This window comes from Pseudomonas pohangensis, from assembly GCF_900105995.1.
GTDB classification, from domain to species: Bacteria; Pseudomonadota; Gammaproteobacteria; order Pseudomonadales; family Pseudomonadaceae; genus Aquipseudomonas; species Aquipseudomonas pohangensis.
The window spans coordinates 1,633,243-1,658,559 of the sequence record NZ_LT629785.1 but is presented as its reverse complement, the minus strand read 5'-3'; the positions used below and the strand labels follow the sequence as shown (position 1 = coordinate 1,658,559).

General features: G+C 56.0%; 22 protein-coding genes. 13 read left to right on the top strand and 9 right to left on the bottom strand.

Annotation, left to right across the window (positions count from 1 at the left end; translation table 11 throughout):
• Positions 1-298 precede the first annotated feature (298 nt).
• From sdhC to sucD, 9 genes are all read left to right on the top strand, one after another.
• Positions 299-673 (top strand): succinate dehydrogenase, cytochrome b556 subunit, encoded by a 375-nt coding sequence (gene sdhC, locus BLT89_RS07715; RefSeq protein ID WP_090193960.1) that lies wholly within the window; start codon positions 299-301, stop codon positions 671-673.
• Positions 667-1,035: a succinate dehydrogenase, hydrophobic membrane anchor protein gene (gene sdhD / locus BLT89_RS07710; RefSeq protein ID WP_090193958.1), complete on the top strand. Its 369-nt coding sequence runs from the start codon at positions 667-669 to the stop codon at positions 1,033-1,035. Before sdhC ends, sdhD begins: the two co-directional genes overlap by 7 nt.
• Before the next feature lie 3 nt (positions 1,036-1,038).
• Positions 1,039-2,811, top strand: a complete 1,773-nt coding sequence (sdhA, locus tag BLT89_RS07705) for a succinate dehydrogenase flavoprotein subunit (protein WP_090193957.1) — start codon at positions 1,039-1,041, stop codon at positions 2,809-2,811.
• A gap of 11 nt (positions 2,812-2,822) precedes the next feature.
• A complete protein-coding gene (locus BLT89_RS07700; protein ID WP_090198814.1) occupies positions 2,823-3,545 on the top strand; it encodes a succinate dehydrogenase iron-sulfur subunit in 723 nt (240 codons plus the stop codon).
• 231 nt (positions 3,546-3,776) lie between these two features.
• Positions 3,777-6,611, top strand: a complete 2,835-nt coding sequence (locus BLT89_RS07695) for a 2-oxoglutarate dehydrogenase E1 component (RefSeq protein ID WP_090193956.1) — start codon at positions 3,777-3,779, stop codon at positions 6,609-6,611.
• Positions 6,612-6,693: 82 nt separating this feature from the next.
• A complete protein-coding gene (gene odhB, locus BLT89_RS07690) occupies positions 6,694-7,917 on the top strand; it encodes a 2-oxoglutarate dehydrogenase complex dihydrolipoyllysine-residue succinyltransferase (protein ID WP_090193954.1) in 1,224 nt (407 codons plus the stop codon).
• A 71-nt stretch (positions 7,918-7,988) separates the two neighbouring features.
• Positions 7,989-9,425: a dihydrolipoyl dehydrogenase gene (gene lpdA, locus BLT89_RS07685; RefSeq protein WP_090193953.1), complete on the top strand. Its 1,437-nt coding sequence runs from the start codon at positions 7,989-7,991 to the stop codon at positions 9,423-9,425.
• 180 nt (positions 9,426-9,605) lie between these two features.
• Positions 9,606-10,772 carry an ADP-forming succinate--CoA ligase subunit beta gene (gene sucC, locus BLT89_RS07680; RefSeq protein WP_090193951.1) on the top strand — a complete coding sequence of 389 codons (1,167 nt, stop codon included), beginning with the start codon at positions 9,606-9,608 and terminating at the stop codon, positions 10,770-10,772.
• On the top strand, positions 10,772-11,656 hold the full coding sequence (gene sucD, locus BLT89_RS07675; protein WP_090193950.1) for a succinate--CoA ligase subunit alpha: 885 nt from the start codon (positions 10,772-10,774) through the stop codon (positions 11,654-11,656). The genes sucC and sucD overlap by 1 nt, the downstream gene beginning before the upstream one ends.
• A 127-nt stretch (positions 11,657-11,783) precedes the next feature.
• On the opposite strand, the gene BLT89_RS07670 is transcribed toward sucD, so the two are convergent.
• Complete coding sequence (locus tag BLT89_RS07670; RefSeq protein WP_090193948.1) at positions 11,784-12,860, bottom strand: 3-deoxy-7-phosphoheptulonate synthase; 1,077 nt, start codon at positions 12,858-12,860, stop codon at positions 11,784-11,786.
• A gap of 314 nt (positions 12,861-13,174) precedes the next feature.
• Here BLT89_RS07670 and BLT89_RS07665 point away from each other — a divergent pair, with 314 nt between their 5' ends.
• Both BLT89_RS07665 and galU read left to right on the top strand, forming a co-directional pair.
• A complete protein-coding gene (locus BLT89_RS07665) occupies positions 13,175-13,441 on the top strand; it encodes a hypothetical protein (protein ID WP_090193946.1) in 267 nt (88 codons plus the stop codon).
• A 113-nt stretch (positions 13,442-13,554) separates the two neighbouring features.
• Positions 13,555-14,394: a UTP--glucose-1-phosphate uridylyltransferase GalU gene (gene galU, locus BLT89_RS07660; protein WP_090193944.1), complete on the top strand. Its 840-nt coding sequence runs from the start codon at positions 13,555-13,557 to the stop codon at positions 14,392-14,394.
• A gap of 56 nt (positions 14,395-14,450) precedes the next feature.
• Here galU and BLT89_RS07655 read toward each other — a convergent pair whose 3' ends face one another.
• A complete protein-coding gene (locus BLT89_RS07655) occupies positions 14,451-14,873 on the bottom strand; it encodes a VOC family protein (RefSeq protein ID WP_090198809.1) in 423 nt (140 codons plus the stop codon).
• An 80-nt stretch (positions 14,874-14,953) separates the two neighbouring features.
• Between BLT89_RS07655 and gorA the strand changes: the two genes are divergently transcribed.
• Positions 14,954-16,312 (top strand): glutathione-disulfide reductase, encoded by a 1,359-nt coding sequence (gene gorA, locus BLT89_RS07650; protein WP_090193942.1) that lies wholly within the window; start codon positions 14,954-14,956, stop codon positions 16,310-16,312.
• Positions 16,313-16,363: 51 nt separating this feature from the next.
• Here the strand turns inward: gorA and BLT89_RS07645 are convergent, their stop codons facing one another.
• Positions 16,364-16,828: a copper chaperone PCu(A)C gene (locus BLT89_RS07645; RefSeq protein ID WP_090193940.1), complete on the bottom strand. Its 465-nt coding sequence runs from the start codon at positions 16,826-16,828 to the stop codon at positions 16,364-16,366.
• A gap of 303 nt (positions 16,829-17,131) precedes the next feature.
• Here BLT89_RS07645 and BLT89_RS07640 point away from each other — a divergent pair, with 303 nt between their 5' ends.
• Positions 17,132-19,198, top strand: a complete 2,067-nt coding sequence (locus BLT89_RS07640; protein ID WP_090193938.1) for an SDR family oxidoreductase — start codon at positions 17,132-17,134, stop codon at positions 19,196-19,198.
• Between the two features lie 103 nt (positions 19,199-19,301).
• Here the strand turns inward: BLT89_RS07640 and tatA are convergent, their stop codons facing one another.
• The 6 genes from tatA to nosZ form a co-directional block, all read right to left on the bottom strand.
• The gene (tatA, locus tag BLT89_RS07635) at positions 19,302-19,481 is read right to left on the bottom strand and encodes a twin-arginine translocase TatA/TatE family subunit (RefSeq protein ID WP_090193937.1); all 180 of its coding nucleotides are present in this window, start codon (positions 19,479-19,481) and stop codon (positions 19,302-19,304) included.
• Between the two features lie 33 nt (positions 19,482-19,514).
• The gene (locus BLT89_RS07630; RefSeq protein WP_090193935.1) at positions 19,515-20,075 is read right to left on the bottom strand and encodes a nitrous oxide reductase accessory protein NosL; all 561 of its coding nucleotides are present in this window, start codon (positions 20,073-20,075) and stop codon (positions 19,515-19,517) included.
• Between the two features lie 25 nt (positions 20,076-20,100).
• On the bottom strand, positions 20,101-20,931 hold the full coding sequence (locus BLT89_RS07625) for an ABC transporter permease (RefSeq protein ID WP_090193933.1): 831 nt from the start codon (positions 20,929-20,931) through the stop codon (positions 20,101-20,103).
• Positions 20,928-21,854, bottom strand: coding sequence for an ABC transporter ATP-binding protein (locus tag BLT89_RS07620; RefSeq protein ID WP_090193932.1), 927 nt, complete (start codon positions 21,852-21,854; stop codon positions 20,928-20,930). The genes BLT89_RS07625 and BLT89_RS07620 overlap by 4 nt, the downstream gene beginning before the upstream one ends.
• Entirely contained in the window at positions 21,851-23,116 is a 1,266-nt protein-coding gene (locus tag BLT89_RS07615) for a nitrous oxide reductase family maturation protein NosD (protein ID WP_090193931.1), read from the bottom strand. The genes BLT89_RS07620 and BLT89_RS07615 overlap by 4 nt, the downstream gene beginning before the upstream one ends.
• A 287-nt stretch (positions 23,117-23,403) precedes the next feature.
• Complete coding sequence (gene nosZ / locus BLT89_RS07610) at positions 23,404-25,281, bottom strand: TAT-dependent nitrous-oxide reductase (RefSeq protein ID WP_408003068.1); 1,878 nt, start codon at positions 25,279-25,281, stop codon at positions 23,404-23,406.
• Positions 25,282-25,317 lie beyond the last annotated feature (36 nt).

Genomic DNA, 25,317 nt, shown 5'->3' with positions numbered 1-25,317 from the left:
GACACTATAGAGTCAAAAAGTTGAAAGTCAATTTGACTAAAACGAGCCAAGGGCTCGATTTCTACTGGGTTTTGGAAGTTGTTAATGCTCATTTACGCGATTTCCGGCCGATGTGCAATGCGCAGGAAGGAGGGTACCGTTTTAATTGTAAAGGGTGCTTTGGCTGCCTTATACTCCGCAGCCGAACACCGCAGTATTGGGCCTTCGGCTTGATGCTCGTCACTTTCGGGTGGTGGGGCTTGCGGTGCGTTTCCCGACAATCCCCCCAAGTCAGGGGCTCTCAGTGTGGTAAGCAGCCTTGAATAGCCAACGCCCTGTAAATCTTGATCTTCGGACAATTAAGCTCCCGATCACTGCCTATACCTCGATTCTGCATCGCATCTCCGGGGTCATCCTGTTTTTCGGTATTGCCATACTCCTGTATGGCCTGGAAATGTCGCTCTCCTCAGAAGAAGGTTTCGCCCGGCTTCAGGCTTGCATGAGCAGCCCGCTGGCCAAACTGGTGGTGTGGGGTCTGCTGTCCGCACTGCTCTATCACCTCGTCGCCGGCGTCCGCCATCTGGTCATGGATGCGGGCATTGGTGAAACGCTGGAAGGCGGCAAGCTTGGCTCCAAGATTGTCCTGATTGTTTCCGCAGTTCTGATTCTGCTTGCAGGGGTTTGGATATGGTAACCAACGTTACGAATTTCTCGCGCTCGGGTCTCTATGACTGGATGGCTCAACGCGTTTCGGCCGTCGTGCTGGCTGCGTTCTTCCTTTTCCTGCTGGGCTATCTGGTTGCGCATCCGGGCCTGACCTATAGCGACTGGAAAGCACTGTTTTCCCAGAACTGGGTACGTATTTTCGCTTTGCTGGCACTGCTGTCCGGTAGCGTCCACGCGTGGGTTGGCATGTGGACAATTACTACCGACTACCTGACCCCGATGGCGTTGGGCAAGTGGGCTACAAGTGTGCGGTTTCTCGTGCAGGCGTTCTGCGGCATGTTGATGTTCGTGCTCTTCGTCTGGGGCGTACAGATTCTCTGGGGTATCTGATTAATGGCTAACATTCCTACTCTTTCCTATGACGCCATCATTATTGGTGGCGGTGGTGCGGGCATGCGTGCTGCGCTGCAGTTGGCGCAAGGCGGCCACAAGACCGCAGTAGTCACCAAGGTTTTTCCTACTCGCTCGCACACGGTTTCTGCCCAGGGCGGCATTACTTGCGCCATTGCCTCGGCTGACCCGAATGACGATTGGCGCTGGCACATGTACGACACCGTCAAGGGCTCCGACTATATCGGTGACCAGGACGCTATCGAATATATGTGCTCCGTAGGCCCGGAAGCAGTATTCGAACTCGAGCATATGGGTTTGCCATTCTCGCGCACCGAACAGGGTCGCATCTACCAGCGCCCCTTTGGTGGCCAGTCCAAAGGTCCGGACAATCCGACCCAGGCCGCCCGTACCTGCGCGGCTGCCGACCGTACCGGCCATGCCTTGCTGCACACGCTGTACCAGGCAAACCTCAAGGCCAATACATCGTTCCTCAACGAGTGGTATGCCGTTGATCTGGTAAAGAACCAGGACGGTGCGATTGTCGGTGTCATTGCCATCTGCATCGAAACCGGTGAAACCGTTTATATCCGCTCAAAAGCCGTGGTTCTGGCAACCGGTGGTGCTGGACGAATCTATGCATCGACCACCAATGCCCTGATCAATACCGGTGATGGTATCGGTATGGCGTTGCGTGCCGGCGTACCGGTACAAGATATTGAAATGTGGCAGTTCCACCCGACCGGTATCGCCGGTGCTGGCGTACTGGTTACCGAAGGCTGCCGCGGCGAAGGCGGTTACCTGATCAACAAGCATGGCGAGCGCTTCATGGAGCGTTATGCACCCAACGCCAAAGATCTCGCTGGCCGTGATGTGGTTGCGCGTTCCATGGTCAAGGAAATCATTGCCGGAAATGGCTGTGGTCCGGATGGCGACCACGTAATGCTCAAGCTGGATCATCTGGGTGAGGAGGTGCTGCACAGTCGTCTGCCAGGTATCTGTGAGCTGTCCAAGACTTTCGCCCACGTTGACCCTGTAACCGCTCCGGTGCCGGTTGTGCCTACTTGCCATTACATGATGGGTGGCGTGCCAACCAATATTCATGGTCAGGCGATCACCCAGGATGCCAACGGCAACGACAAGGTCATTGAAGGCCTGTTTGCGGTAGGTGAAGTGGCTTGCGTATCCGTTCACGGCGCCAACCGTCTGGGTGGCAACTCCTTGCTTGATCTGGTGGTATTCGGCCGTGCGGCTGGTCTGCATCTGGAGCGAGCACTGAAGGAAGGCATTGAACTGCGTGGCGCCAGTGAAACAGATATCGAGAGCTCGCTGTCGCGACTGGCCGGTGTGAATGAGCGGTCATCCGGTGAGGATGTTGCACCTCTGCGTAAAGAACTGCAGAACTGCATGCAGAACTACTTTGGTGTGTTCCGTACCGGTGAATACATGCAGAAGGGCATTGCCCAGCTTTCAGACCTGCGTCAGCGCATCGCCGGTGTGAAGATTGCTGACAAGAGCCAGGCGTTCAACACGGCCCGTATCGAAGCACTTGAGTTGCAGAACCTGCTGGAAGTCGCCGAAGCCACAGCGATTGCGGCAGAGGAGCGCAAAGAGTCGCGCGGCGCACATGCCCGTGAAGACTTTGAAGATCGTGATGACGAGAACTGGCTGTGCCATTCGCTGTACTTCCCGGGCGAGAAGCGTGTAGCCAAGCGCGCAGTGAACTTCGCGCCCAAGACCGTTCCTGTTTTTGAACCCAAGGTTCGTACTTATTAAGGGTAATGGGCATGTCACAAGCCAATAAGTTGCAAGTCAGTGTTTACCGCTACAACCCTGAGAAAGATGCTGCCCCGTTGATGCAGGACTTTCAGGTCGATACCGGCGGCAAGGACATCATGGTTCTCGATGTGCTCGCGCTGATCAAGGAACAGGATGAGGGCTTCTCTTACCGTCGCTCCTGTCGTGAAGGTGTTTGCGGTTCTGACGGCATGAACATGAACGGCAAGAACGGCCTTGCCTGCATCACCCCGCTGTCCGAAGCAGGGCTCAAGGGCGGGAAACTGGTAATTCGTCCTCTGCCTGGTCTGCCGGTTATTCGTGACCTGGTAGTGGATATGGGCATCTTCTACAAGCAGTACGAGAAGGTGCAGCCATATCTGCAGAATGACACGCCGGCGCCTGCTATCGAGCGTCTGCAATCTCCCGAGCAGAGAGAAAAGATCGACGGGCTATATGAGTGCATTCTGTGCGCATGTTGCTCTACATCCTGTCCTTCGTTCTGGTGGAATCCCGACAAGTTCCTTGGCCCGGCAGCCTTGCTGCAAGCCTACCGGTTTCTGGCTGACAGTCGCGATACCAGGACGGCTGAGCGTTTGGCAGCACTTGATGATCCGTTCAGTGTATTCCGCTGCCGTGGCATCATGAACTGCGTGAATGTTTGTCCGAAAGGTCTGAATCCGACCAAAGCTATTGGGCATGTGCGCAATATGCTGCTGCAAAGCGGCACTTGATACATTCGCTTGATCTAGCCTTGGTGCTGGTAACAAACCGGTGCCAAGTAACTGACATGAGCCGTAGCCCACAAAGCCGCAGCTCGAATTGAATTAGACGACCAGCAGGGGATCCGGGCTGGTGCCCGGACTATCTGCGGGACCCGTAGTGGCTTACCAAGTCGCTGCATTGGACTGGTAAAATGCAACGGATTCGCGCGGTAGTGCCCCCCTTCAAGAGGGTGACCTAGCATGCAAGAAAGCGTGATGCAGCGCATGTGGAACAGTGCACATCTGTCCGGCGGAAATGCGGCCTATGTGGAAGAGCTCTATGAGCTTTATCTGCATGATCCAAACGCTGTTCCTGAGGAGTGGCGCAACTACTTCCAGAAACTGCCGGCCAGTGGTGTTGCGGCCAGTGACGTTTCCCATGCCACGATTCGCGACCAGTTTGTATTGCTCGCAAAAAATCAGCGCAACGCCAAGCCGGCGGCTGCTGGTGCAACCAGTAGTGCCCATGAAAAGAAGCAGCTGGAAGTCCTGCGGATGATTCAGGCCTTCCGCATGCGCGGTCATCAGGCGGCCACTCTCGATCCACTGGGTTTATGGCGTCGTCCAATTCCGGACGATCTGACGGTGGAGCATTACGGACTTACCAATGCAGACCTCGATACGACTTTTGATATCGGCGGGCATGCTTTTGTAGGGCAATCCGTAGCCACTCTGCGTGAGATTTATTCTGCCCTGCAGAATACTTACAGCAGAAACATAGGCGCAGAATTTACCCATATTGTTGATACCGAGCAGCGCAAATGGTTTCAGCAGCGTCTGGAAAGCGTTCAGGGCCGGCCGCTCATCTCTGCTGAGGCCAAGACACATCTGCTTGAGCGACTCACCGCCGCAGAGGGTCTGGAAAAATATCTGGGCACCAAGTATCCAGGCACCAAGCGCTTTGGTCTGGAAGGTGGCGAGAGCCTGATTCCCCTGCTTGACGAAATCATTCAGCGCACCGGCTCTTATGGCGTCAAGGAAATTGTTATCGGCATGGCCCACCGTGGCCGCCTTAACGTACTGGTCAATACCTTTGGCAAGAATCCTCGCGAACTATTCGACGAATTCGAAGGCAAGAAAACGGAAGGGCTTAGCTCCGGTGACGTTAAATATCACCAGGGTTTTTCTTCCAACGTAATGACTAGCGGGGGCGAGGTACACCTGGCCCTGGCTTTCAACCCGTCGCATCTGGAAATTGTTTCACCGGTAGTGGAGGGCTCTGTCAGGGCGCGCCAGGACCGGCGTAAAGATGCGCTTGGGGAAAAGGTTCTGCCTATCTCTCTTCACGGCGATGCTGCGTTCGCCGGTCAGGGCGTGGTCATGGAAACCTTCCAGATGTCCCAGACCAGGGGCTATAAAACTGGTGGCACCATTCATATCGTGATCAACAACCAGGTCGGCTTCACCACCAGTCGTCAGGAAGATGCACGCTCTACCGAGTACTGCACTGACGTGGCAAAAATGATTCAGGCGCCGATTTTCCACGTCAATGGTGACGATCCGGAAGCTGTCCTGTTTGTAACCCAGCTGGCTGTCGATTACCGCATGCAGTTCAAGCGGGACGTGGTTATCGATCTGGTTTGCTATCGCCGTCGCGGCCACAACGAGGCGGATGAACCAAGCGGTACCCAGCCTTTGATGTACCAGCAGATTGCCAAGCAGATTTCCACGCGGGAACTCTATGCCAACGCCCTGGTACAGGACGGTGTAATTACCGAGGAAGAAGTCCAGAACAAGATAAATGATTATCGCAATGACCTGGACAACGGTCACCATGTAGTCAAGAGCCTGGTCAAGGAACCCAACAAGGAGTTGTTCGTTGACTGGCGCCCGTATCTGGGGCACGTCTGGACGGCTCATTACGATACCCGTGTAGACCTGAAAACCCTGCAGAGGCTGGCTGACAAGTTGCTGGATATTCCGGACGGCTTGGTAGTGCAGCGGCAAGTGGCGAAGATTCTTGAAGATCGCCAGAAAATGACCGCCGGAGCGCTGCCGATCAACTGGGGTTATGCCGAAAATCTGGCCTATGCGACATTGCTCAATGATGGTCACCCGGTGCGTTTTACCGGCCAGGATGTGGGTCGCGGGACTTTCTCGCACCGGCATGCGGCTTTGCACAATCAGAAGGATGCAAGTGTTTATCTGCCTTTGCAGCATCTGAGTATCGATCAGCCGCGAATGGACCTCTACGACTCCTATCTGTCAGAGGAAGCAGTACTGGCTTTTGAATACGGCTATTCGACCACCATGCCGAATGCACTGGTTGTATGGGAAGCGCAGTTTGGTGATTTCGCCAACGGTGCCCAGGTGGTATTCGATCAGTTCATTTCCAGCGGTGAAACCAAATGGGGCAGGCTCTGTGGTCTGACCATGCTGCTGCCGCATGGCTATGAAGGGCAGGGACCGGAGCATTCCTCCGCACGTCTTGAGCGCTATTTGCAGCTTTGTGCCGAGCACAACATGCAGGTCTGCGTGCCTACGACGCCTGCACAGGTTTACCACATGCTGCGGCGCCAGGTGGTTCGTCCGCTGCGTAAGCCTTTGGTCGCATTGACGCCCAAGTCCCTGTTGCGGCACAAATTAGCCACTTCGACACTTGAAGATCTTGCTGAGGGCACCTTCCAGACAGTGATCAACGAGATTGATCCGGTTGACCCGAAAAAAATCGAACGGTTGATTCTGTGCAGTGGCAAGGTTTACTACGACCTGCTGGAGAAGCGCCGTGCAGCGGAGCGCATGGACATTGCCATTGTGCGCATTGAGCAACTTTATCCGTTTCCGGAAAACGATCTGGCTGAGGTTCTGTCTGGCTACAAAAACATCAAGCACATTGTCTGGTGCCAGGAAGAGCCGATGAACCAGGGTGCCTGGTATTGCAGCCAGCATCATATGCGCCGTGTCATAGCTGCTCACAAGAAATCACTATTCCTCGAGTATGCCGGACGTGACGGTTCAGCAGCTCCGGCATGCGGTTACGCTTCAATGCATGCGGAGCAACAGGCAAAACTGCTGGAAGACGCCTTTACTGTGTAACACCCACGAAAAAACGGTGCTGCGATGCTTTGGGTTTCGCAGCTATGCAGAACAGAACGCAAATAAACAGGAACACAAGAGCATGGCTATCGACATCAAAGCACCCTCATTCCCTGAATCGGTTGCGGACGGCACAGTCGCAACCTGGCACAAGAAGCCGGGAGAAGCGGTCAAGCGTGACGAGTTGCTGGTGGATATCGAAACCGACAAAGTGGTCATGGAAGTGCTTGCCGAAGCTGATGGTGTGCTTGCAGAGATCATCATGAATGAAGGCGACACGGTTCTGAGCGGCGAACTTTTGGGCCGCCTGGGTGAGGGTGGAGCCGCAACTGCGGCGGCCGCTCCGGCACCAGCCGCCGCACCTGCAGTCGCTACTGCAACCGCTGCGAAAAGTGCAGAGGCGCCGATCCTTTCACCGGCAGCGCGCAAACTGGCTGAGGAAGGCGGTATTGACCCGGCCAGCATCAGCGGCACGGGTAAAGGCGGGCGCGTCACCAAGGAAGATGCTGCTGCTGCAGTAGAAGCGAAAAAGGCTGCACCGGCTGCGCCAGTAGCAAAAACCGTTGCGCCTGCTGCCGAAGCACCTTTGTTTGCCGGCGGTGACCGGGTAGAAAAACGCGTACCGATGACGCGTTTGCGTGCCAAAGTTGCCGAGCGTCTGGTCGAAGCCCAGTCTTCGATGGCGATGCTGACCACTTTCAATGAAGTGGACATGACTGAAGTCATGGCCTTGCGCTCCAAGTACAAGGATCTGTTCGAGAAGACCCATAATGGTGTGCGTCTGGGCTTCATGTCGTTCTTCGTCAAGGCTTCCGTGGAAGCACTCAAGCGCTTCCCCGCAGTCAACGCCTCGATTGACGGTACTGATATCGTCTATCACGGCTACCAGGATATTGGTGTAGCGGTATCCAGCGATCGCGGTCTGGTGGTTCCGGTTCTGCGTAATGCCGAGCTGATGGGACTGGCGGATATCGAAGGCACCATCGCCGGGTTCGGCAAGAAGGCCAAAGACGGCAAGCTGTCGATCGAAGACATGACTGGAGGGACCTTCACCATCACCAACGGCGGTACGTTCGGATCGATGATGTCGACGCCAATCGTCAACCCGCCGCAGGCAGCGATCCTGGGCATGCACAACATCCTGCAGCGGCCGATGGCCATCAACGGCCAGGTAGTAATCCGTCCGATGATGTATCTGGCGCTGTCCTACGATCATCGTCTGATCGACGGCAAGGAAGCGGTCAGCTTCCTCGTGACCATCAAGAACCTGCTGGAAGATCCGGCACGCCTGTTGCTGGATGTCTGAACAGCCGGTAACTAATGCAAGGACAGCCATCGACAGGGTGGCGTCCGGTTTACACGAAAAGGAATAGTGTTATGACACAGCAATTTGACGTAGTGGTGATTGGTGCCGGCCCGGGTGGCTACGTGGCAGCCATCAAGGCTGCGCAGCTTGGCCTGAAGACTGCCTGTATCGAGAAGTATCAGGACAAGCAGGGTAAGGTAGCCTTGGGTGGAACCTGCCTCAACGTAGGCTGCATTCCTTCAAAAGCCCTGCTGGACAGCTCCTGGAAATACCATGAAGCACTCTCTGGTTTCAAAGTCCATGGCATCGAGGCCAAAGGCGTAACGATGGACGTGCCCGCGATGGTCGGGCGCAAGGACGTCATCGTGAAAAACCTCACCGGCGGTGTCGCCACCCTGTTCAAGGCAAATGGTGTGACGCTCCTTGAAGGGCAGGCCAGGCTGCTTGCCAACAAACAGGTTGAGATCACTGCGCTGGACGGCAGTGTTTCGGTGGTTGCGGCAGAAAACGTGATTCTTGCGGTCGGTTCTGTGCCGAGCACTATTCCTCCGGCACCGGTTGATCAGGATGTGATTGTTGATTCGACAGGGGCGCTGGACTTCCAGGCTGTACCGAAGAAGCTTTGCGTGATTGGTGCTGGTGTAATCGGTCTGGAACTGGGCTCGGTATGGGCACGTCTCGGTGCTGAAGTTACCGTGCTCGAGGCGCTGGATAAATTCCTCCCGGCGGCAGATGAGCAGGTCGCCAAAGAAGCGTACAAGACCCTCAGCAAGCAGGGATTAAACATTCGCATGGGTGCCCGTGTGACGGGTACGGAAATCAAGAAAAAGCAGGTCACGGTCAGCTTTGTTGATGCTGAAGGCGATCAGAGCCTCACTTTCGACAAGCTGATTGTGGCTGTCGGCCGGCGTCCGATCACCAACGAACTGCTCGCGGTCGACAGTGGTGTGAAACTGGACGAGCGCGGCTTTATTTTCGTCGATGACCATTGCAAAACCAGCGCGCCAGGCGTTTACGCCATCGGTGATGTGGTGCGTGGACCTATGCTCGCACACAAGGCATCCGAGGAAGGGATCATGGTTGCCGAGCGGATTGCCGGTCACAAGGCACAGATGAACTACGACCTGATCCCTTCGGTTATTTACACCCACCCGGAAATCGCATGGGTTGGCAAATCCGAGCAGACCCTCAAGACCGAAGGCGTGGCAGTGAATGTCGGCGTATTCCCGTTTGCGGCCAGCGGCAGGGCCATGGCCGCCAATGACACCGGTGGTTTCGTCAAGGTTATCGCGGATGCAGAAACGGATCGCGTGCTGGGTGTACACGTAATTGGCCCAGGTGCAGCCGAACTGGTTCAGCAGGGTGCCATCGGCATGGAATTTGGCACCAGCGCAGAGGACATCGGCATGATGGTGTTCTCACACCCAACGCTGTCCGAAGCACTGCATGAAGCGGCACTGGCGGTAAATGGCCATGCGATTCATATAGCCAATCGTAAAAAACGCTGAAATCAGATTACCCCCCCTACCCAGTAGGGGGCGCTTTACCAAAGCGACTAATTCGCGCAGAGCTATCGCGGTTCTGTTCTGACAGTTGCTTTCTCTTATCAGAGAAACGGTAACAGGTGGTGCCATATCAAAAATACGGTGCCGAAATGCGCAATACCCATTCAAACACGGTAGGAAAGCATGAATCTCCACGAGTATCAGGGTAAGCAGTTGTTTGCTGAGTACGGTCTGCCTGTATCCCAGGGCTATGCAGTTGATAGTCCCGAGGCTGCTGCAGAGGCCTGTGACAAGATTGGCGGAACAGAGTGGGTGGTCAAGGCCCAGGTTCACGCCGGTGGTCGCGGCAAGGCTGGCGGTGTAAAGCTGGTCAAGAACAAGGACGAAGCTGCGGCTTTCGCCGCGAACTGGCTGGGCAAGCGTCTGGTAACTTACCAGACAGACGCCGCCGGCCAACCGGTCACCAGGATTCTGGTTGAATCCTGCACTGATATCGACCAGGAGCTCTACCTTGGCGCCGTAGTCGACCGTTCGAGCCGCCGTATCGTGTTCATGGCCTCTACTGAAGGCGGTGTGGATATCGAGAAAGTCGCGCACGACACCCCTGAAAAAATTCTCAAGGCAACCATTGATCCTCTGGTAGGTGCTCAGCCTTATCAGGGTCGCGAACTGGCTTTCCAGCTCGGCCTCAAGGGTGACCAGATCAAGCAGTTCACGCAGATATTTGTCGGTCTGGCCAAGCTGTTCCAGGACTATGACCTGGCACTGCTGGAAGTGAACCCGCTGGTGATCAAGAAGGATGGCAACCTGCATTGCCTGGACGCCAAGATCAACATCGACAGCAATGCGATGTTCCGTCAGCCCAAGCTGCGTGCCATGCATGACCCGTCGCAGGACGACCCGCGTGAAGCCCATGCGGCCAAGTTCGAACTCAACTATGTGGCGCTGGAAGGCAACATCGGTTGCATGGTCAACGGTGCCGGCCTGGCCATGGGTACCATGGACATCGTCAACCTGCACGGCGGCGCGCCGGCCAACTTCCTCGATGTAGGTGGTGGTGCTACCAAAGAACGCGTAACCGAAGCCTTCAAGATCATTCTGTCCGACAGCAATGTGGCTGCCGTTCTGGTAAACATCTTCGGCGGTATCGTGCGCTGCGACATGATTGCCGAAGGCATCATTGGTGCAGTCAAGGAAGTAGGTGTGAAGATTCCGGTGGTCGTTCGTCTGGAAGGTAACAACGCCGAATTGGGCGCTAAAGTACTGGCTGACAGTGGCTTGAATATCATCGCCGCGACCAGCCTGACCGACGCTGCGCAACAGGTTGTCAAAGCTGCGGAGGGCAAGTAATGAGCGTCCTGATCAATAAAGATACCAAAGTAATCTGCCAGGGCTTCACCGGAAGTCAGGGTACGTTCCACAGTGAACAGGCCATTGCCTATGGCACCAAGATGGTTGGCGGTGTAACGCCGGGCAAGGGTGGCACCACGCACCTGAATCTGCCGGTGTTCAACACGGTCAGGGAAGCGGTAGAGGCTACCGGCGCTGATGCCAGCGTAATTTACGTACCTGCGCCGTTCTGCAAGGACTCCATCCTGGAAGCTGCCTTCGGCGGCATCAAGCTGATTGTCTGCATTACTGAAGGCATTCCGACCATCGATATGCTGGAAGCCAAGGTCAAGTGTGACGAATTGGGCGTGCGTCTGATCGGGCCTAACTGCCCGGGCGTGATTACTCCCGGTGAGTGCAAGATCGGCATCATGCCTGGCCATATTCACCTGCCAGGCAAAGTGGGCATCGTGTCGCGCTCCGGCACCCTGACCTATGAAGCCGTCAAGCAGACCACTGACGCCGGCTTTGGCCAGTCGACCTGTGTCGGTATTGGCGGTGACCCGATTCCGGGCTCCAACTTTATCGATATCCTGCAACTGTTCCAGGATGACCCGAAAACCGAAGCGATCGTGATGATCGGCGAGATCGGTGGTTCGGCCGAAGAAGAGGCTGCGGCCTTTATCAAAGCCAATGTGACCAAGCCGGTGGTTTCCTATATCGCCGGTGTGACTGCCCCTCCGGGCAAGCGCATGGGCCATGCGGGCGCCATCATCTCGGGCGGTAAAGGTACAGCCGACGAGAAGTTTGCCGCACTGCAGGACGCCGGGGTCAAAACCGTGCGTTCGCTGGCTGATATCGGCAAGGCACTGGCTGAGCTGACTGGCTGGCAAGTCAAAGGCTGAGTCTGCAAGCTGTCAGAAAGCCACCTGCGGGTGGCTTTCTGTTATCTGTAACCCTGTAAAAAGCCTTCAAATAAAAAACGCCCGATCAAGGGCGTTTTTTATCTGGCAGTGTGGACTTGTCTGAAACTCAGCTGCGTGGACGTTTAGGCAACACATCCTTGAGCTTTTCGTGCATGCCGCGCAGGGTCTTTTCGGTGGTCTCCCAATCGATGCAGGCATCGGTGATGGAAACGCCGTACTTGAGCTGGCTCAGGTCCTTGTTGATCGACTGGCTGCCCCAACCCAAATGGCTCTCGATCATCAAGCCGATAATCGAGCTGTTGCCTTCAAGAATCTGGTTGGCCACGTTATCGACTACCAGCGGTTGCAGAGCCGGGTCCTTGTTGGAGTTGGCGTGGCTGCAATCGATCATGATATTGCCGGAGATCTTGCCCTTGGCCAGCTCCTGCTCGCAGACAGCCACACTCACCGAGTCGTAGTTCGGCTTGCCATTACCACCACGCAGAACCACATGGCCATAGGGATTGCCTTTGGTGGTGACGATGGAAACGCCGCCTTTCTGGTTGATGCCAAGGAAACGATGCGGGCTGGACACCGACTGCAATGCGTTGATGGCCACGGTCAGGCTGCCATCGGTACCGTTCTTGAAACCAACTGCCGATGACAATCCGGAAGCCATTTCACGGTGGGTCTGCGACTCGGTGGTACGCGCACCGATAGCCGACCAGCTGATCAGATCCTGCAGGTACTGCGGCGAGATTGGATCGAGCGCTTCGGTAGCGGTCGGCAAGCCCATTTCGGCGAGGTCCCGCAACAGCTTGCGACCAATATGCAGGCCATCCTGAATCTTGAAGGAGTCATCCAGATACGGATCGTTGATCAGGCCTTTCCAGCCGACCGTGGTGCGCGGTTTTTCGAAATAGACACGCATCACCAGGAACAGGCTGTCAGAAACTTCGGCAGCCAGCTTTTTCAGGCGCTCGGCATATTCGTGGGCTGCCTTGATGTCGTGGATCGAGCAGGGGCCCACTACCACGAACAGACGGTGATCCTTGCCGTCCAGAATGTTACGAATAACCTGGCGGCCATTGGTAACAGTCTGCTGGGCAGCATCGGTAAGCGGGATTTCGTGTTTCAGTTGCTCCGGGGTGATCAGTGTCTCGTTGGAGGCAACGTTAAGGTCATCAATAGGTAAATCAGCCATCGTGCTCGTCATCAGGTCGGAGAAATCGGATCGCAGGTTTGAAGTCGTCAATGCACAACCAGGCAGTGCGACTGGATCAGCCAGGCGAGGAACCGGAACCTTAGCGCGTAACCCGCCAACTCGACAATGGCGAACAGCCTTAAATCCCCCAATACAGTGCATTTCAGCGTAAATCGGCCTGTATAAAGGAGAATTTTCGTTATCTTGATGCCAGAAGTTCTTGCGGGGTTTAACCTGATACTGCGTCCGCAACGAACAGCCGGGACGCACCGCAAGCAATGAAGGCATATAGCTGACGCAGATGGGTCGTTGCCATGAAAAATCTTTTGGGTTTACTGGGTCTTGTTGTTGCACTGTTGCCAGCTGCGGCTCTGGCTGATGCCAGCCATTGCTATGCGATCAAGAATGCCGATATGAAAAATAATTGCCTGGCCACGGTCAATCACGACAAGTCACGTTGCTACGCTATCAATGATCGCGATCTGAAGAACAGTTGTCTGGCCCAGGTCGGCAATGACCGGAGCCGTTGCTACAGCATCCAGGATCGGGACCAGAAACAGCAGTGTCTGGCGGAGTTCTAGTGGCCTGCCGCCATGAAAACGTGCGCTTATTTGACTCATCCCATTGAATGCCGCTTTGTTGCTGATTAGACTTTCGCGGGCATTCTTCAATGCCTTCTCGATGGACTCCCCACATGATCAAGAAATGTCTGTTTCCCGCGGCCGGTTACGGCACGCGCTTCCTGCCTGCAACCAAAGCAATGCCCAAGGAAATGCTGCCGGTTGTCAACAAGCCGCTGATCCAGTACGGCGTCGAAGAGGCTCTGGAAGCCGGGCTGAAGGAAATAGCCATGGTTACCGGGCGCGGAAAACGTGCACTGGAAGACCACTTTGATATCAGCTATGAACTGGAACACCAGATCAAGGGTACCGACAAAGAGAAATACCTGGTCGGCATTCGCCGCCTGATCGATGAATGTTCGTTCGCTTACACCCGCCAGGTGGAGATGAAAGGACTGGGGCATGCAATCCTCTCGGGGCGGCCGTTGATCGGTGACGAGCCGTTTGCCGTGGTGCTGGCAGATGATCTGTGCTTCAACCTCAACGGTGACGGCGTACTGCAACAGATGGTCAAGCTGTACAACCAGTTCCGTTGCTCGATCGTAGCTATTCAGGAAGTGCCCCAGGACGAGGTTTCGAAGTACGGGGTGATCGCCGGAGAAATGATCAGCGAAGATATCTACCGTGTTCACAACATGGTGGAGAAACCCCAGCCGGAAGTGGCGCCTTCGAATCTGGCCATTATCGGCCGCTACATCCTTACCCCGGACATCTTCGCACTGATCGAACAGACCGAGCCCGGCAAGGGTGGTGAGATCCAGATAACCGATGCCCTGATGAAGCAGGCCCGGGATGGTTGCGTGATTGCCTACAAGTTCAAGGGTAAGCGCTTCGATTGCGGTGGTGCCGAGGGCTATATCGATGCCACCAACTTCTGCTACGAGCACTTCTATAAAACCGGCAAGGCTTACTGATCGAGCCCTGCAACGACAAGGCCGCCGGTGGGCGGCCTCGTCATATGTGCTGCTGCTCAGGGGATTGGCATGGCCTCGGAGCCTGGCCCCAGCGGTTGCCCGTAGCTGAATTCGACGTAATTACCGGCCGGATCGCGCAAGCCGCAATAGTAGCCAACCGGATACGGCTCATCCCTCGGCGGCCAGATCAGACAACCGGCTCTTTCTGCCTGCAACGCGACGGCATCCACCGACTCGCGGCTATCGACTGCAAAGCCAAAATGGCTGTAATCATTGTCCGGCAGGTTGCGATCAGTGCCTCCGGGCATGATCACGAAAATGAATTCATGTTCTTTACCTGGCTCACTCATCCAGACTATTTTCGAGCCCTTGCCGGCGCGCTCATGAATCACCCGCATGCCGCAAAACTGGTGATAAAAGTCGATGCAGGCCTGCAGGTCGGGAACGTGCAGAGCCAAATGGGTTAGAGTGGGGCGCATGGTTTCACCTCCCATGATTTCCAATAATCCGTATTGCGGCTTGGGCACATGTACCGCCCGGAGGCCTCTGGAGCAAGTATATGACCTATGACTTTGACCTGTTTGTGATCGGCGCCGGTTCGGGTGGCGTGCGCGCTGCGCGCTTTGCTGCAGGTTATGCTGCCAAAGTGGCGGTGGCCGAGAGCAGATACCTGGGCGGTACCTGCGTGAATGTGGGCTGTGTGCCGAAGAAGTTGCTGGTGTATGCAGCCCATGCCCATGAGGAGTTTGCCCAGGCCGGCAGTTTCGGCTGGTCGGTAGGCTCGCCAGACTTTGACTGGCCGACCCTGATTGCCAATAAGAACCGTGAAATTTCCCGCCTGAATGGCATCTACCAGTCTTTGCTGGTGAACAGTGGTGTGACACTCCTGAACGGCCACGCGCGGATCGTTGACGCCCACAGGGTTGAGGTCGACGGGGTGCAGCACACCGCCAAACATATCCTGATTGCCACCGGTGGCTGGCCACAAGTACCGGATATCCCGGGCAAGGAGCTGGCCATTACCTCCAATGAAGCCTTCTTCCTGCCGACCCTGCCCAGGCGCGTGCTGGTAGTGGGTGGCGGCTATATCGCAGTAGAGTTTGCCTCGATCTTCAATGGGCTCGGTGCGCAAACCACCCAGCTGTACCGCAGTGAACTGTTCCTGCGTGGTTTTGATCATTCGGTGCGCATCCATTTGCGCGACGAAATGCTGAAGAAAGGTGTGGATCTGCAGTTCAACAGTGATATCAGCAGCATCGTCCGCCAGGCTGACGGAAGCCTGCTGGCAACCTTGCAGGACGGCCGGACTATTGAAACCGACTGCGTGTTCTACGCCACCGGGCGGCGGCCAATGCTGGACAATCTCGGGCTGGAAAATGTACAGGTCGAACTCGATAGCCGTGGCTGCGTGCTGGTAGACGAGCAGTATCGCAGCAGCGAGCCTTCGATTCTGGCAATCGGCGATGTCATCGGCCGGGTGCAACTGACGCCGGTGGCGCTGGCCGAAGGCATGGCCGTCGCGCGCCAGTTGTTCAAGCCGGAAGAGTATCGCCCGGTCGATTACGACCTTATACCTACGGCAGTTTTCAGCCTGCCGAACATAGGTACTGTCGGTTTGAGCGAGGAGCAGGCCAGGGCTGCAGGGCATGCGGTGAAGATATTCGAGAGCCGTTTTCGGCCGATGAAACTGACCCTCGGCGACATTCAGGAAAAGATCCTGATGAAGCTGATTGTGGATGCGCAATCAGATCGGGTGCTGGGCTGCCACATGGTCGGGCCGGATGCCGGGGAAATCATTCAGGGAATCGCCGTGGCCCTCCGCGCGGGTGCCACCAAACGCATATTTGACGAGACGATGGGTATACATCCGAGTGCGGCTGAAGAGTTCGTCACCATGCGTACGCCCGTTTCCGCCTGAGTCTGGCGGAACCCGGGGCAGGGGGCTGGCGTGTGCCAGCCCGCGCTGTCATCAGTGATTCATGTGCTCGTCGGCTGCTGGCGCATCCTGCTCGATCTTGACTTCAACATCGACTGCACCGGCCTTCTCGAAGACCAGCGTCAGCGGGAAAGACTCACCGGCAACCAACGGCTTCTTCAGGCCGAACAGCATGACGTGATTGCCACCGGGAGCAAACCTGGCCTCACCACCGGCTGGAATGGCTACGGACTCGACCTGCTGCATTTTCATGACCTCACCGCTCATCACGTGTGTGTGCAGCTCAGCCTTGTCGGCAATCGGGGTGCTGGCTGAAACCAGCGCATCGGCATCCGTCCCTTCGTTGTGAATAACCATATAGGCGGCCCCGGCCGGCGCATTGGGAGGCAGCGCGCGTGACCATGGGTGGTCGATACGCAGGCTGCCCACAGTGAATTCATGAGCTGTTGCCAGGGTGCAGAAAGTGGCCAGCAATGTAGCCATCAGGATGCGCAGCATGTGAGTCTTCCTTATCGGTTGGAGTGAGAGTTGGGCAAGCCGGATCGAAAGTTTATCTTCCGCGTTTGCCAGACAAAAGTACAACGTCAGAAGCCGTTCAAGGCCCGGCATTGTCTGACAATCAAATCACTGATACTTATCGCCAGGCATGTATTTTGCGTTTTTCCGCTAAATAGGCATTTGAATCTTCGACTGGGGCCGAGGCTGTTCTATGATGAAGGTACGCACAAAACAAGTGCATCCGCTTCACAGTTCTTACAACCCGCTATCTGACCAACATCCATGTACTTCAGGAGTTGCTGAATGAATTATTTTGTTACCGGCGGTACCGGCTTTATCGGTCGATTTCTTGTGCCCAAATTGCTTGATCGCGGCGGCAAGGTCTTCATGCTGGTTCGTCCGTCCTCACTGGGCAAAATTGATGAATTGCGCGCGCTCTGGGGTGTGTCCGAAGAACAACTGATTGCGGTCGGTGGCGATCTGCTCAAGCCGCGTCTTGGTGTCAGCAAGAAGGATATGGATGCCCTGACCGGCAAGGTCAATCACTTCTTCCATCTGGCTGCTATCTACGACATGTCGGCTGATGCCGACTCGCAGATCAAGGCCAACGTACAAGGTACACGGCATGCCGTAGCCTGTGCCAAGGCGATGAAGGCAGGCTGTTTCCATCACGTAAGTTCGATTGCAGCTGCCGGCCTGTATGAAGGCACCTTCAGCGAAGACATGTTCGACGAAGCCGAAGGTCTCGACCACCCGTACTTCCGCACCAAGCATGACTCGGAAAAAATCGTCCGTAACGAGAAGGATATTGCCTGGCGTGTCTACCGTCCGGGCATGGTGGTCGGCGATTCGCAAACCGGCGAGATGGACAAGATTGATGGTCCGTATTACTTCTTCAACTCGATCCGCCAGATCAGCAAGACGGTTCCTTCATGGATTCCGGCAATCATGGTCAAAGGCGGCGAGCTGAACATCGTGCCGGTTGATTTCGTGGTCAACAGCCTGGACTACCTGGCACACCTGCCAAAGCATGACCATGAAACCTTTCATCTCACCGAGCCTGAAGGAACATCGGTTGGCGAACTGATCCAGTTGCTGCTCAAGACTGCACATGGCCCGTCGACCCTGGTCTGGGATAACGGCGTCATCAACAACCTGAGCAAGCGCATTCCGATCAATCAACTGGTGAAGATGAGCTCGGAAAATGCGTTGACCAAACGCCTGATGAAGCAGCTGGGCATTCCGGCAGACGTCCTTAAATTCGTCAGTTATCCGACCCACTTCGACTCCGACAAAACCGCGATACTGTTGGCAAAAGGCGGTATCAGCTGCCCTGCACCGGAAGACTATTTCGATGTGATCTGGGCTTACTGGGAACAGCATTTGGCATCCGGAAAAAACGGCAGGGCAGGATTGAACTTGGACAATACGGTGAAAAAAATGCTGGGACGCAGTAACTCACAGCGCCTGCGTAAAGCAGTCGAAGGCAAGGTTGTGGTCGTAACCGGTGCTACTTCCGGTATTGGTCTGGACTGTGCCACCAAACTTTCCCATGCTGGCGCAACAGTCATTCTGGCTGCGCGGACTCCGGAGAAACTGGACGAAGAAGTCAAGAAGCTGCGCAAGGAGGGTGGTGATGTCTACGCCTATCCATGTGATATCTCGGATATGGCCGACTGCGACAAGTTTGTTGCCACCGTATTGAAAAATCACGATCACGTGGATGTGCTGATCAACAATGCCGGTCGCTCGATTCGCCGTTCGGTGAAGTACTCCTTCGACCGTTTCCACGATTACGAGCGCACCATGCAGCTCAATTACTTCGGCGCACTGCGTTTGATCATGGGCTTCTCGCCGAAGATGCTCGAGCGCAAAACCGGACAGATCGTCAATATCTCCTCGATTGGCGTGCTGGCATCGCCACCGCGTTTCTCTGCCTATGTCGCATCAAAAGCGGCACTGGACGCGTTCTCGGTATGTGCTGCTTCGGAATTTGCCGATAGCAATGTGCGCTTCACCACCATCAACATGCCGCTGGTACGCACACCAATGATCGCGCCTACCAAGATGTATGACGCGTTCCCGACGCTGTCGCCGGATCAGGCCGCCAATCTGGTAATGAACTCCATTGTCGACAAGCCCAAGCGGGTGGCGACGGGCATGGGTCTGGCCGGTGCACTGGGGCAGGCTGTTGCGCCGAAGGTCACCGAGTTCTTCCTCAATCAGGCTTACCATCTGTTCCCGGATTCGGCTGCTGCCCGCGGACTAACGCCGGAAGAAGCCGCTGCCGAAAAAGCGGAAGCGCCTTCGAGCGCACTGGCTATTGCCCGCAGGTTGTTCTCGCAAACACTGCGTGGCTATCACTGGTAATAGAGCTGCAACAAACAAAAATGCCGGAACAGTTGTTCCGGCATTTTTGTTTGCGGATCAGTCACGCACGGGGCTGCCCGGAAGCGGTGCTTTTTCGAGGTAACTACTTCTTCTGCGGTGGTTCGGAAGTGGCGTCCTCGGAGGAAGATTGATCCCCGATCGACTTGCGAAAGCCACCGATAGCATCACCCAGATCGGATCCCAGGTTGCGTAGACGCTTGCTGCCAAACAGCATTATCACGATCAGCAACACGATTAGAAGCTGCCAGATACTGATTCCCATGATGTGTTCCTCTATTGTGAAGTTCGACTTGTCTCAATGTCCGGAATGCTGGTGGTCCGCTGCCTCGTGATCCCCTGTCACACACATGGCCGGGTCCATCTGCAAAACCTTCTGATCGATATCCGGGAAACGCAGCACCTTTCCGCCATCACGTTCGGCCAATTGCTGTGCGGCCTGTTGGTCAGCAAATGAGGCTAGAACCAGGCCCATTGCGCCCTTGAGCTGGGTCCCTACTACGTAATAGGCCTGAGTCGCATCAATCAGCTGGGCGTCGTCAGGCTTGTCCCATTCGCTGCGGCCCATGTCGTGGACATAGAGCCTGGCCGTCAGGTGCTGATTTTCCGGTTGCAGGTGCCAGCCGATCATTTCGGCAACTGAACAGAATTTTTTCACTGAACCTTTTTCTACCACCTCGCCTTTGGGACCGGGAAAGTCCGTGATAATCATGCCGCAGACATGGCACTCGTCACCAGAGTGGAAGGGTACCGGCTTGAGCTCCAGCGTCTGTTTGTCGGCATCACCGCAAGCCAACAGGCCCAGACAGAGCAAGGCCGTGAGCAGCAGCCGTGTAGTCGTTGTGTAGCACGTCTTCATCTTTGAATAATCCATGTATGAAAGGTCACGCAGGCCTGCGCAAAAACACCCGATAAGCCAGCACCAGCGGCAGCGCAATCCACAACAGCAGGCACAACCACAGCAGCCCTCCAGTTAGTGGCAAATCGCCACCCAGCGCCATAACACCGGTGGCATTAGCACCCATTTCAAAGCCAGTAAGGTTGATCAGCCGATAAACATCGGTTGGATTGAGGAGCAACAACCAGGGCAGCAAGTCCGGATTCAACTTGCCCTGACTGAGTACCAGCAGCGCCAGCAACGCCAGGTCAAACACCAGCACAAACAGAAACCACACGCCCAGAGCAAGCCCGGCGGCACTGGATTTTTCATTGACCTTGCTGCTCAGCACATAGGCCATGGCGAGGAACGTCCAGCCGAGCAGCGTTGAGGACAGTATGAAGCGGCCAAAGGCCCATGCCAGCAGGCCCAGTTCGACATCATCGACCAGCAGGGCGATAGCCACAGCTGCGCAGCCGAAACCGATCAAGGTGGCCAGGGCGAGAATCAGACCGTGGCCGACAAACTTGCCCAGCAGAATTTGCCCACGCGCCAGCGGATGGGTCAGCAGCAACATCAGGGTGCCGCCTTCGTCTTCGCCGACTATGGCGTCATAGGCTAGCAACAGTGCAATCAGCGGCACCAGAAAGGTCGCCAGACTGGCCAGGCTGGCGATAGTCGCCGGAATAGAGGTAAAGCCCAGTTGCCCTGAGGCTGCTGCGCCGAACCAGGCTATACCGGCAGCCATCACGGCGAACAGCAGACTGATAGCCAGCAACCAGCGGTTGCGCAAGCCGTCACTTAGTTCCTTGCGGGCGATATTCCAGATCTGCCTCATGTCCTGTCTCCGGCGCTCAGTCCATTGCCTGCTTTCTGCATGTAATAGCGATACAGGTCCTCCAGCGACGGTTGATGGATGTCGACATCCTGCGCTTCGCCTTCGTCGAGCAGCTGGCGTAACAAACCAAGCTTGTGCTCGTTGATCGCGACCACTTCGATGCCTGCCTCGTTTATGCTGCGTACTTGATGACCGGCAGCGCTCCAGCCCTGCAGCAACTGCTCGCGGTGCTTGAGCCCACTGGCGCGGATCAGCGCCGGCAAGCCGGATTCCTGGCGCAGGTTGGCCAGACTGCCGACCGCCTGCAGACGGCCATTAGCGAGGATGGCTGCCCGGTTGATATGCGCCTCGACGCCTGGCAGTACGTGGGAACAGAGGATGATGCTGGTGCCCTGTAAACGCAGGCGATCAAGCAGCTGGTAGAGATCCTGGGTAGCAATAGGATCCAGACCAACCGTTGGTTCGTCCAGCAGCAACAAGCGTGGCTCGCCCAGTAATGCCTGCGCCAGACCAAGGCGTTGGCGCATGCCTTTGGAATAGGTTTTTACCCGGCGGCCGGCAGCGTTAGCCAAGCCTACCTGATCAAGCAGTTCGTCAATCTGACGGAGTGGGGCACTTTTGAGCCGGACAAAATGGCGCAACGTTTCACGACCGGTCAACTGCGGATAGAAGGTGACGTTCTCCGGCAGATAGCCAAGCTGACGCCGTACATCCGCCTCGCCGGGCGAATGGCCGAGCACCCGCACCTGGCCCTCACTGGGCTGCAGCAGGCCGAGGATCAACTTCATGCAGGTGGTTTTGCCAGCACCGTTGTGACCAAACAGCCCCAGCACTTCACCTTCACTCAGGCTCAAGTCCAATCCATGTAAAACAGTCATGTTGCCGTAGCGCTGGTTTACGTCGCGGATCTCGACGACATTCATGGTGCAGACTCCTGAGATGCCGCTTGCAGATTTCCGGTAGGCAGTTGCATTAGCGGATGACTGTCCTGCACTCCCGGGGACTTGATCACCGGAAATGCCCGCTGCACCCAGCGCAGCAGTTCGATGCCCGGGCTGTTCATCAGCAAACGTACCTGCGGGTAAAGCCATAGCAAGCGGTCGACATTGTCATTGGGTTCGTAGGCAATATCACCCAGCCCATCATTGTTGCGATCCCAGCCCAGATAGTCGCTCCAGAAGTTGCCGCGACCGTCCCGGGACCACTCCTGGGTAACCACGGCAACATACTTGACCTGCTGCTGATTGTTGACGAAGGCGTTACCGGCGATGCGGTTGTCCTCCGATCCAGCCGTCATATGGATACCCAGAGCGCTGTCCGTGAAATGGTTATTTTCGATGGTGTTGAATACCGAGTTGTAGATGAACAGCGCCTTGCCCTCAGCGCCGGAAATCTTGCTGGTGTTGCTGCTACCACCGTTGCGCACATGGCTCACCGAATTGTCGCGCAGGGTCGAATAGGTGATGTAGTTCATCAGAATGCCGTAATTCTGATCCTGCTCGGAGCGGTTACCGAGCACCGTCAGATTGCGGCTCTGCATCAATGCGTAGCCGGTACGGGTGCGGCGGGTCAGGTTGTCGAGCACCTGATTGTCGTTGGAATACATGTAATGCACGCCGAAGCGCAGATCCTCCATGGTATTGCTCTGGATCAGGTTGCCATTGGACATGCCGATATAGATGCCATCGCGGGTATTGCGCACGTGATTACCTTCAACCCGGGCACCACGGACGGAGTAAAGGTGAATGCCATTACCGCGATCCTGAGAGCGGATTTCCGGGTCGCCCTGAATGTCATTGTCGAGCAGCGTCACGTCATGAGTGCCATCGACCCAGATGCCAAAGCCTTGCCCTTGCAGGCGATTATTCTTGATCAGGGCACGCTGTGCTTTGGGCTCGATAAACACGCCAGCATTCATCGCGGTGAGGTCGTGCCCCCAGTCCCGCAGCGTGCAATCTTCAATGCTCACATCCGGTGCGCCAATGGTCAGCACATTTCCCAGGCCCTGCGCACTGATCACTGCACCAGGTTCGCAGCGGATATGCATGGATTGGTCGATACGGAACGAGCCTGTGTACTCACCGGCCGGCAAGTGCCAGACCTGCTTGTCAGAGGCCTGTAGTGGTAGCTGGGTAATGTCCTGCGTCGAGGCCTGAGCCACGCATAAGGGAAATAAAAGCGCCATCCACAAGCTGTGGCGCAGTGATGCAATAGCCGAAAGTCTGGGCACTGCGTTTACCTTCTTCAGCTTCCAGGCGGTTGGGGTTCTTTACGCATGCTGGCACAGCATGCCGGATCGTCATTCACTTATAGAAGTCACGAAATAGCCAGGAACCAGACTCTGCACCAAGCATCCCCGAAGAGGCGAGGGGACAATAGTGGTGCCAGCAAACCCTACGCTCCTGAAAGCAACGCGTACCTAGTAAATAGCCATCAAAATGCCGGGGCCTGTCGGCCCCGGCGCATGATGACTTATGCCTTCTCAACCAGCATGCGGCCAACCATTTCCATGTGCAGCGCATGGCAGAACCAGTTGCAGTAGTACCAGTGCAAGCCTGGCTTGTCGGCCGTGAAGGTGATCGACGATGTCTCCATCGGGCTGATTTCCATGCTCACACCATGGTTAACCATGCAGAAGCCGTGGGTCACATCTTCGATATTATCGAGGTTGGTGACGATCACCGTCACTTCATTGCCCTGTTTAACCGTGAACTCGGTGATGCCATACATCGGCGCCTGCGAGGTCATGTAAACACGGACCTTGTTGCCATCACGAATGACCTTGTTATCGGTCTCCAGGGTGATTCCGTCTTTCTTGGCCTGCGCAGTGGTTGGCCCGAAAAACGGATCGTTGCGATCCCAGATCTTTTTCGTTTTGATCTGGTCGCGACGCACCATGATGCAGTCATGGGGTTCGGCGAAAGTCGGACCATCGTGCACCAGTTTCATCTCGTCGCCAGAGATATCGAACAACTGGTCATTCTCCGGATGCAACGGTCCGACCGGCAGGAAGCGGTCCTTGGAGAACTTGCAAAGTACTGCCAGCCACTTGCCATCGGCTTCACTGGTTTCGCACAGCGAAGCATGCAGGTGGCCCGGCTGATACTGCACATCAATCTTCTGCTTGATGAACTCGATATTCTGATCAGGGTTGTTCCAGGCACGCACGGCGTCAGCCATGTTCCACTTGGCCACCTGGCTGTCGATGAACAGCGTGGTGTAGGCGTTGCCGCGGCCATCGAAGGTGGTGTGCAACGGGCCCAGACCCAGTTCCGGTTCTGCGGCGATAACATCGCGCGGGTCTTTCAGCTTGCCGTCAAACAGGTCGTCGAGTTTGGCGATCTCGATCATGCTCACTGTCGGTGAAACCTTGCCGTTGGCAATGAAATACTTGCCATCGGATGAGGTGTTACAGCCGTGCGGGTTCTTCGGTACCGGAATGTAGCGGGTCAACTCAGAGCCGGCGCGGCCATCTACCACAGGCACCTTGGAGTCTCCGATAGTAGTGAACTTACCAGCCTTGACCGCAGCTTCTATGCGCGGAATGTTGAATATCACCACCCAGTCACGCTCGTTGCGCAGCATACCGGCCAGGTCTGTGGCCTTTTCCGAGTTGTAGCAGGTTGCTGCAGCATACTTGCCGGTGTAGTCGGCATCGGTATTGTCGAGGTTGCCATCGACGATGACCTGAAAAGCCACCTCCATTTTCTCGGCGTCGATAACGTTGAACATGGTGAACCCGTTCTTGCCTTGGGTATCGAAGCTGCTGCCATCGTTGGGATGCGGGATGATGAATTCGGCGTTGGCAAATACGTACTTGGTGTATGGCACCTTCTGCAAGCGCAAGCCATGAATGGCCTGGACGTTTGGTACCGTGAGCATCTTGTCGCACTTCATGATATCCAGACGGATACGCGCTACACGGCTGTTGGCCTTGTCGTTGATGAACAGGTACTTGCCGTCGTATTTGCCATCCGTCATGGAAATGTGGGGATGGTGGCAGTCGCCGTTCCGGTATTTGGCACTCTCACCCATGATGTGCTTGCTTTCGTCGGTCAATCCCCAGCCCGTGGCCGAGTCGACGTTGAACACAGGGATGCGCATCAACTCGCGCATCGACGGAATACCCATGATGCGCACTTCGCCCTGATGGCCACCGCTCCAGAAGCCATAGTAAGCATCCAGCTCACCGGGAGCGACGGTGTAGTTGGCGTGGGCATCCTTGACTGCGGCCGCCCATGTCTCGCGGCTCATCACCGCGCCGCCAAGTGCCGTTGCACCAACCAGCGCTGCGCCAGTTGCCGCGCTGGCACCAAGGAAGCCGCGTCGACTCAAGCCGCTGGTTTCCATGGCCTGGGGGCTGTCCTTCTGTTCTTTATCGCTCTT

Coding starts and splice junctions, on each gene's coding strand:
- BLT89_RS07655 (WP_090198809.1), bottom strand. CDS start 14,873: ATGCGCCCCACTCTAACCCATTTGGCTCTGCACGTTCCCGACCTGCAG.
- BLT89_RS07700 (WP_090198814.1), top strand. CDS start 2,823: ATGTCACAAGCCAATAAGTTGCAAGTCAGTGTTTACCGCTACAACCCT.
- sdhD (WP_090193958.1), top strand. CDS start 667: ATGGTAACCAACGTTACGAATTTCTCGCGCTCGGGTCTCTATGACTGG.
- sucD (WP_090193950.1), top strand. CDS start 10,772: ATGAGCGTCCTGATCAATAAAGATACCAAAGTAATCTGCCAGGGCTTC.
- sdhA (WP_090193957.1), top strand. CDS start 1,039: ATGGCTAACATTCCTACTCTTTCCTATGACGCCATCATTATTGGTGGC.
- BLT89_RS07670 (WP_090193948.1), bottom strand. CDS start 12,860: ATGGCTGATTTACCTATTGATGACCTTAACGTTGCCTCCAACGAGACA.
- BLT89_RS07665 (WP_090193946.1), top strand. CDS start 13,175: ATGAAAAATCTTTTGGGTTTACTGGGTCTTGTTGTTGCACTGTTGCCA.
- nosZ (WP_408003068.1), bottom strand. CDS start 25,281: ATGGAAACCAGCGGCTTGAGTCGACGCGGCTTCCTTGGTGCCAGCGCG.
- galU (WP_090193944.1), top strand. CDS start 13,555: ATGATCAAGAAATGTCTGTTTCCCGCGGCCGGTTACGGCACGCGCTTC.
- lpdA (WP_090193953.1), top strand. CDS start 7,989: ATGACACAGCAATTTGACGTAGTGGTGATTGGTGCCGGCCCGGGTGGC.
- BLT89_RS07695 (WP_090193956.1), top strand. CDS start 3,777: ATGCAAGAAAGCGTGATGCAGCGCATGTGGAACAGTGCACATCTGTCC.
- BLT89_RS07630 (WP_090193935.1), bottom strand. CDS start 20,075: ATGAAGACGTGCTACACAACGACTACACGGCTGCTGCTCACGGCCTTG.
- BLT89_RS07625 (WP_090193933.1), bottom strand. CDS start 20,931: ATGAGGCAGATCTGGAATATCGCCCGCAAGGAACTAAGTGACGGCTTG.
- odhB (WP_090193954.1), top strand. CDS start 6,694: ATGGCTATCGACATCAAAGCACCCTCATTCCCTGAATCGGTTGCGGAC.
- sucC (WP_090193951.1), top strand. CDS start 9,606: ATGAATCTCCACGAGTATCAGGGTAAGCAGTTGTTTGCTGAGTACGGT.
- BLT89_RS07620 (WP_090193932.1), bottom strand. CDS start 21,854: ATGAATGTCGTCGAGATCCGCGACGTAAACCAGCGCTACGGCAACATG.
- BLT89_RS07615 (WP_090193931.1), bottom strand. CDS start 23,116: ATGGCGCTTTTATTTCCCTTATGCGTGGCTCAGGCCTCGACGCAGGAC.
- tatA (WP_090193937.1), bottom strand. CDS start 19,481: ATGGGAATCAGTATCTGGCAGCTTCTAATCGTGTTGCTGATCGTGATA.
- BLT89_RS07645 (WP_090193940.1), bottom strand. CDS start 16,828: ATGCTGCGCATCCTGATGGCTACATTGCTGGCCACTTTCTGCACCCTG.
- gorA (WP_090193942.1), top strand. CDS start 14,954: ATGACCTATGACTTTGACCTGTTTGTGATCGGCGCCGGTTCGGGTGGC.
- BLT89_RS07640 (WP_090193938.1), top strand. CDS start 17,132: ATGAATTATTTTGTTACCGGCGGTACCGGCTTTATCGGTCGATTTCTT.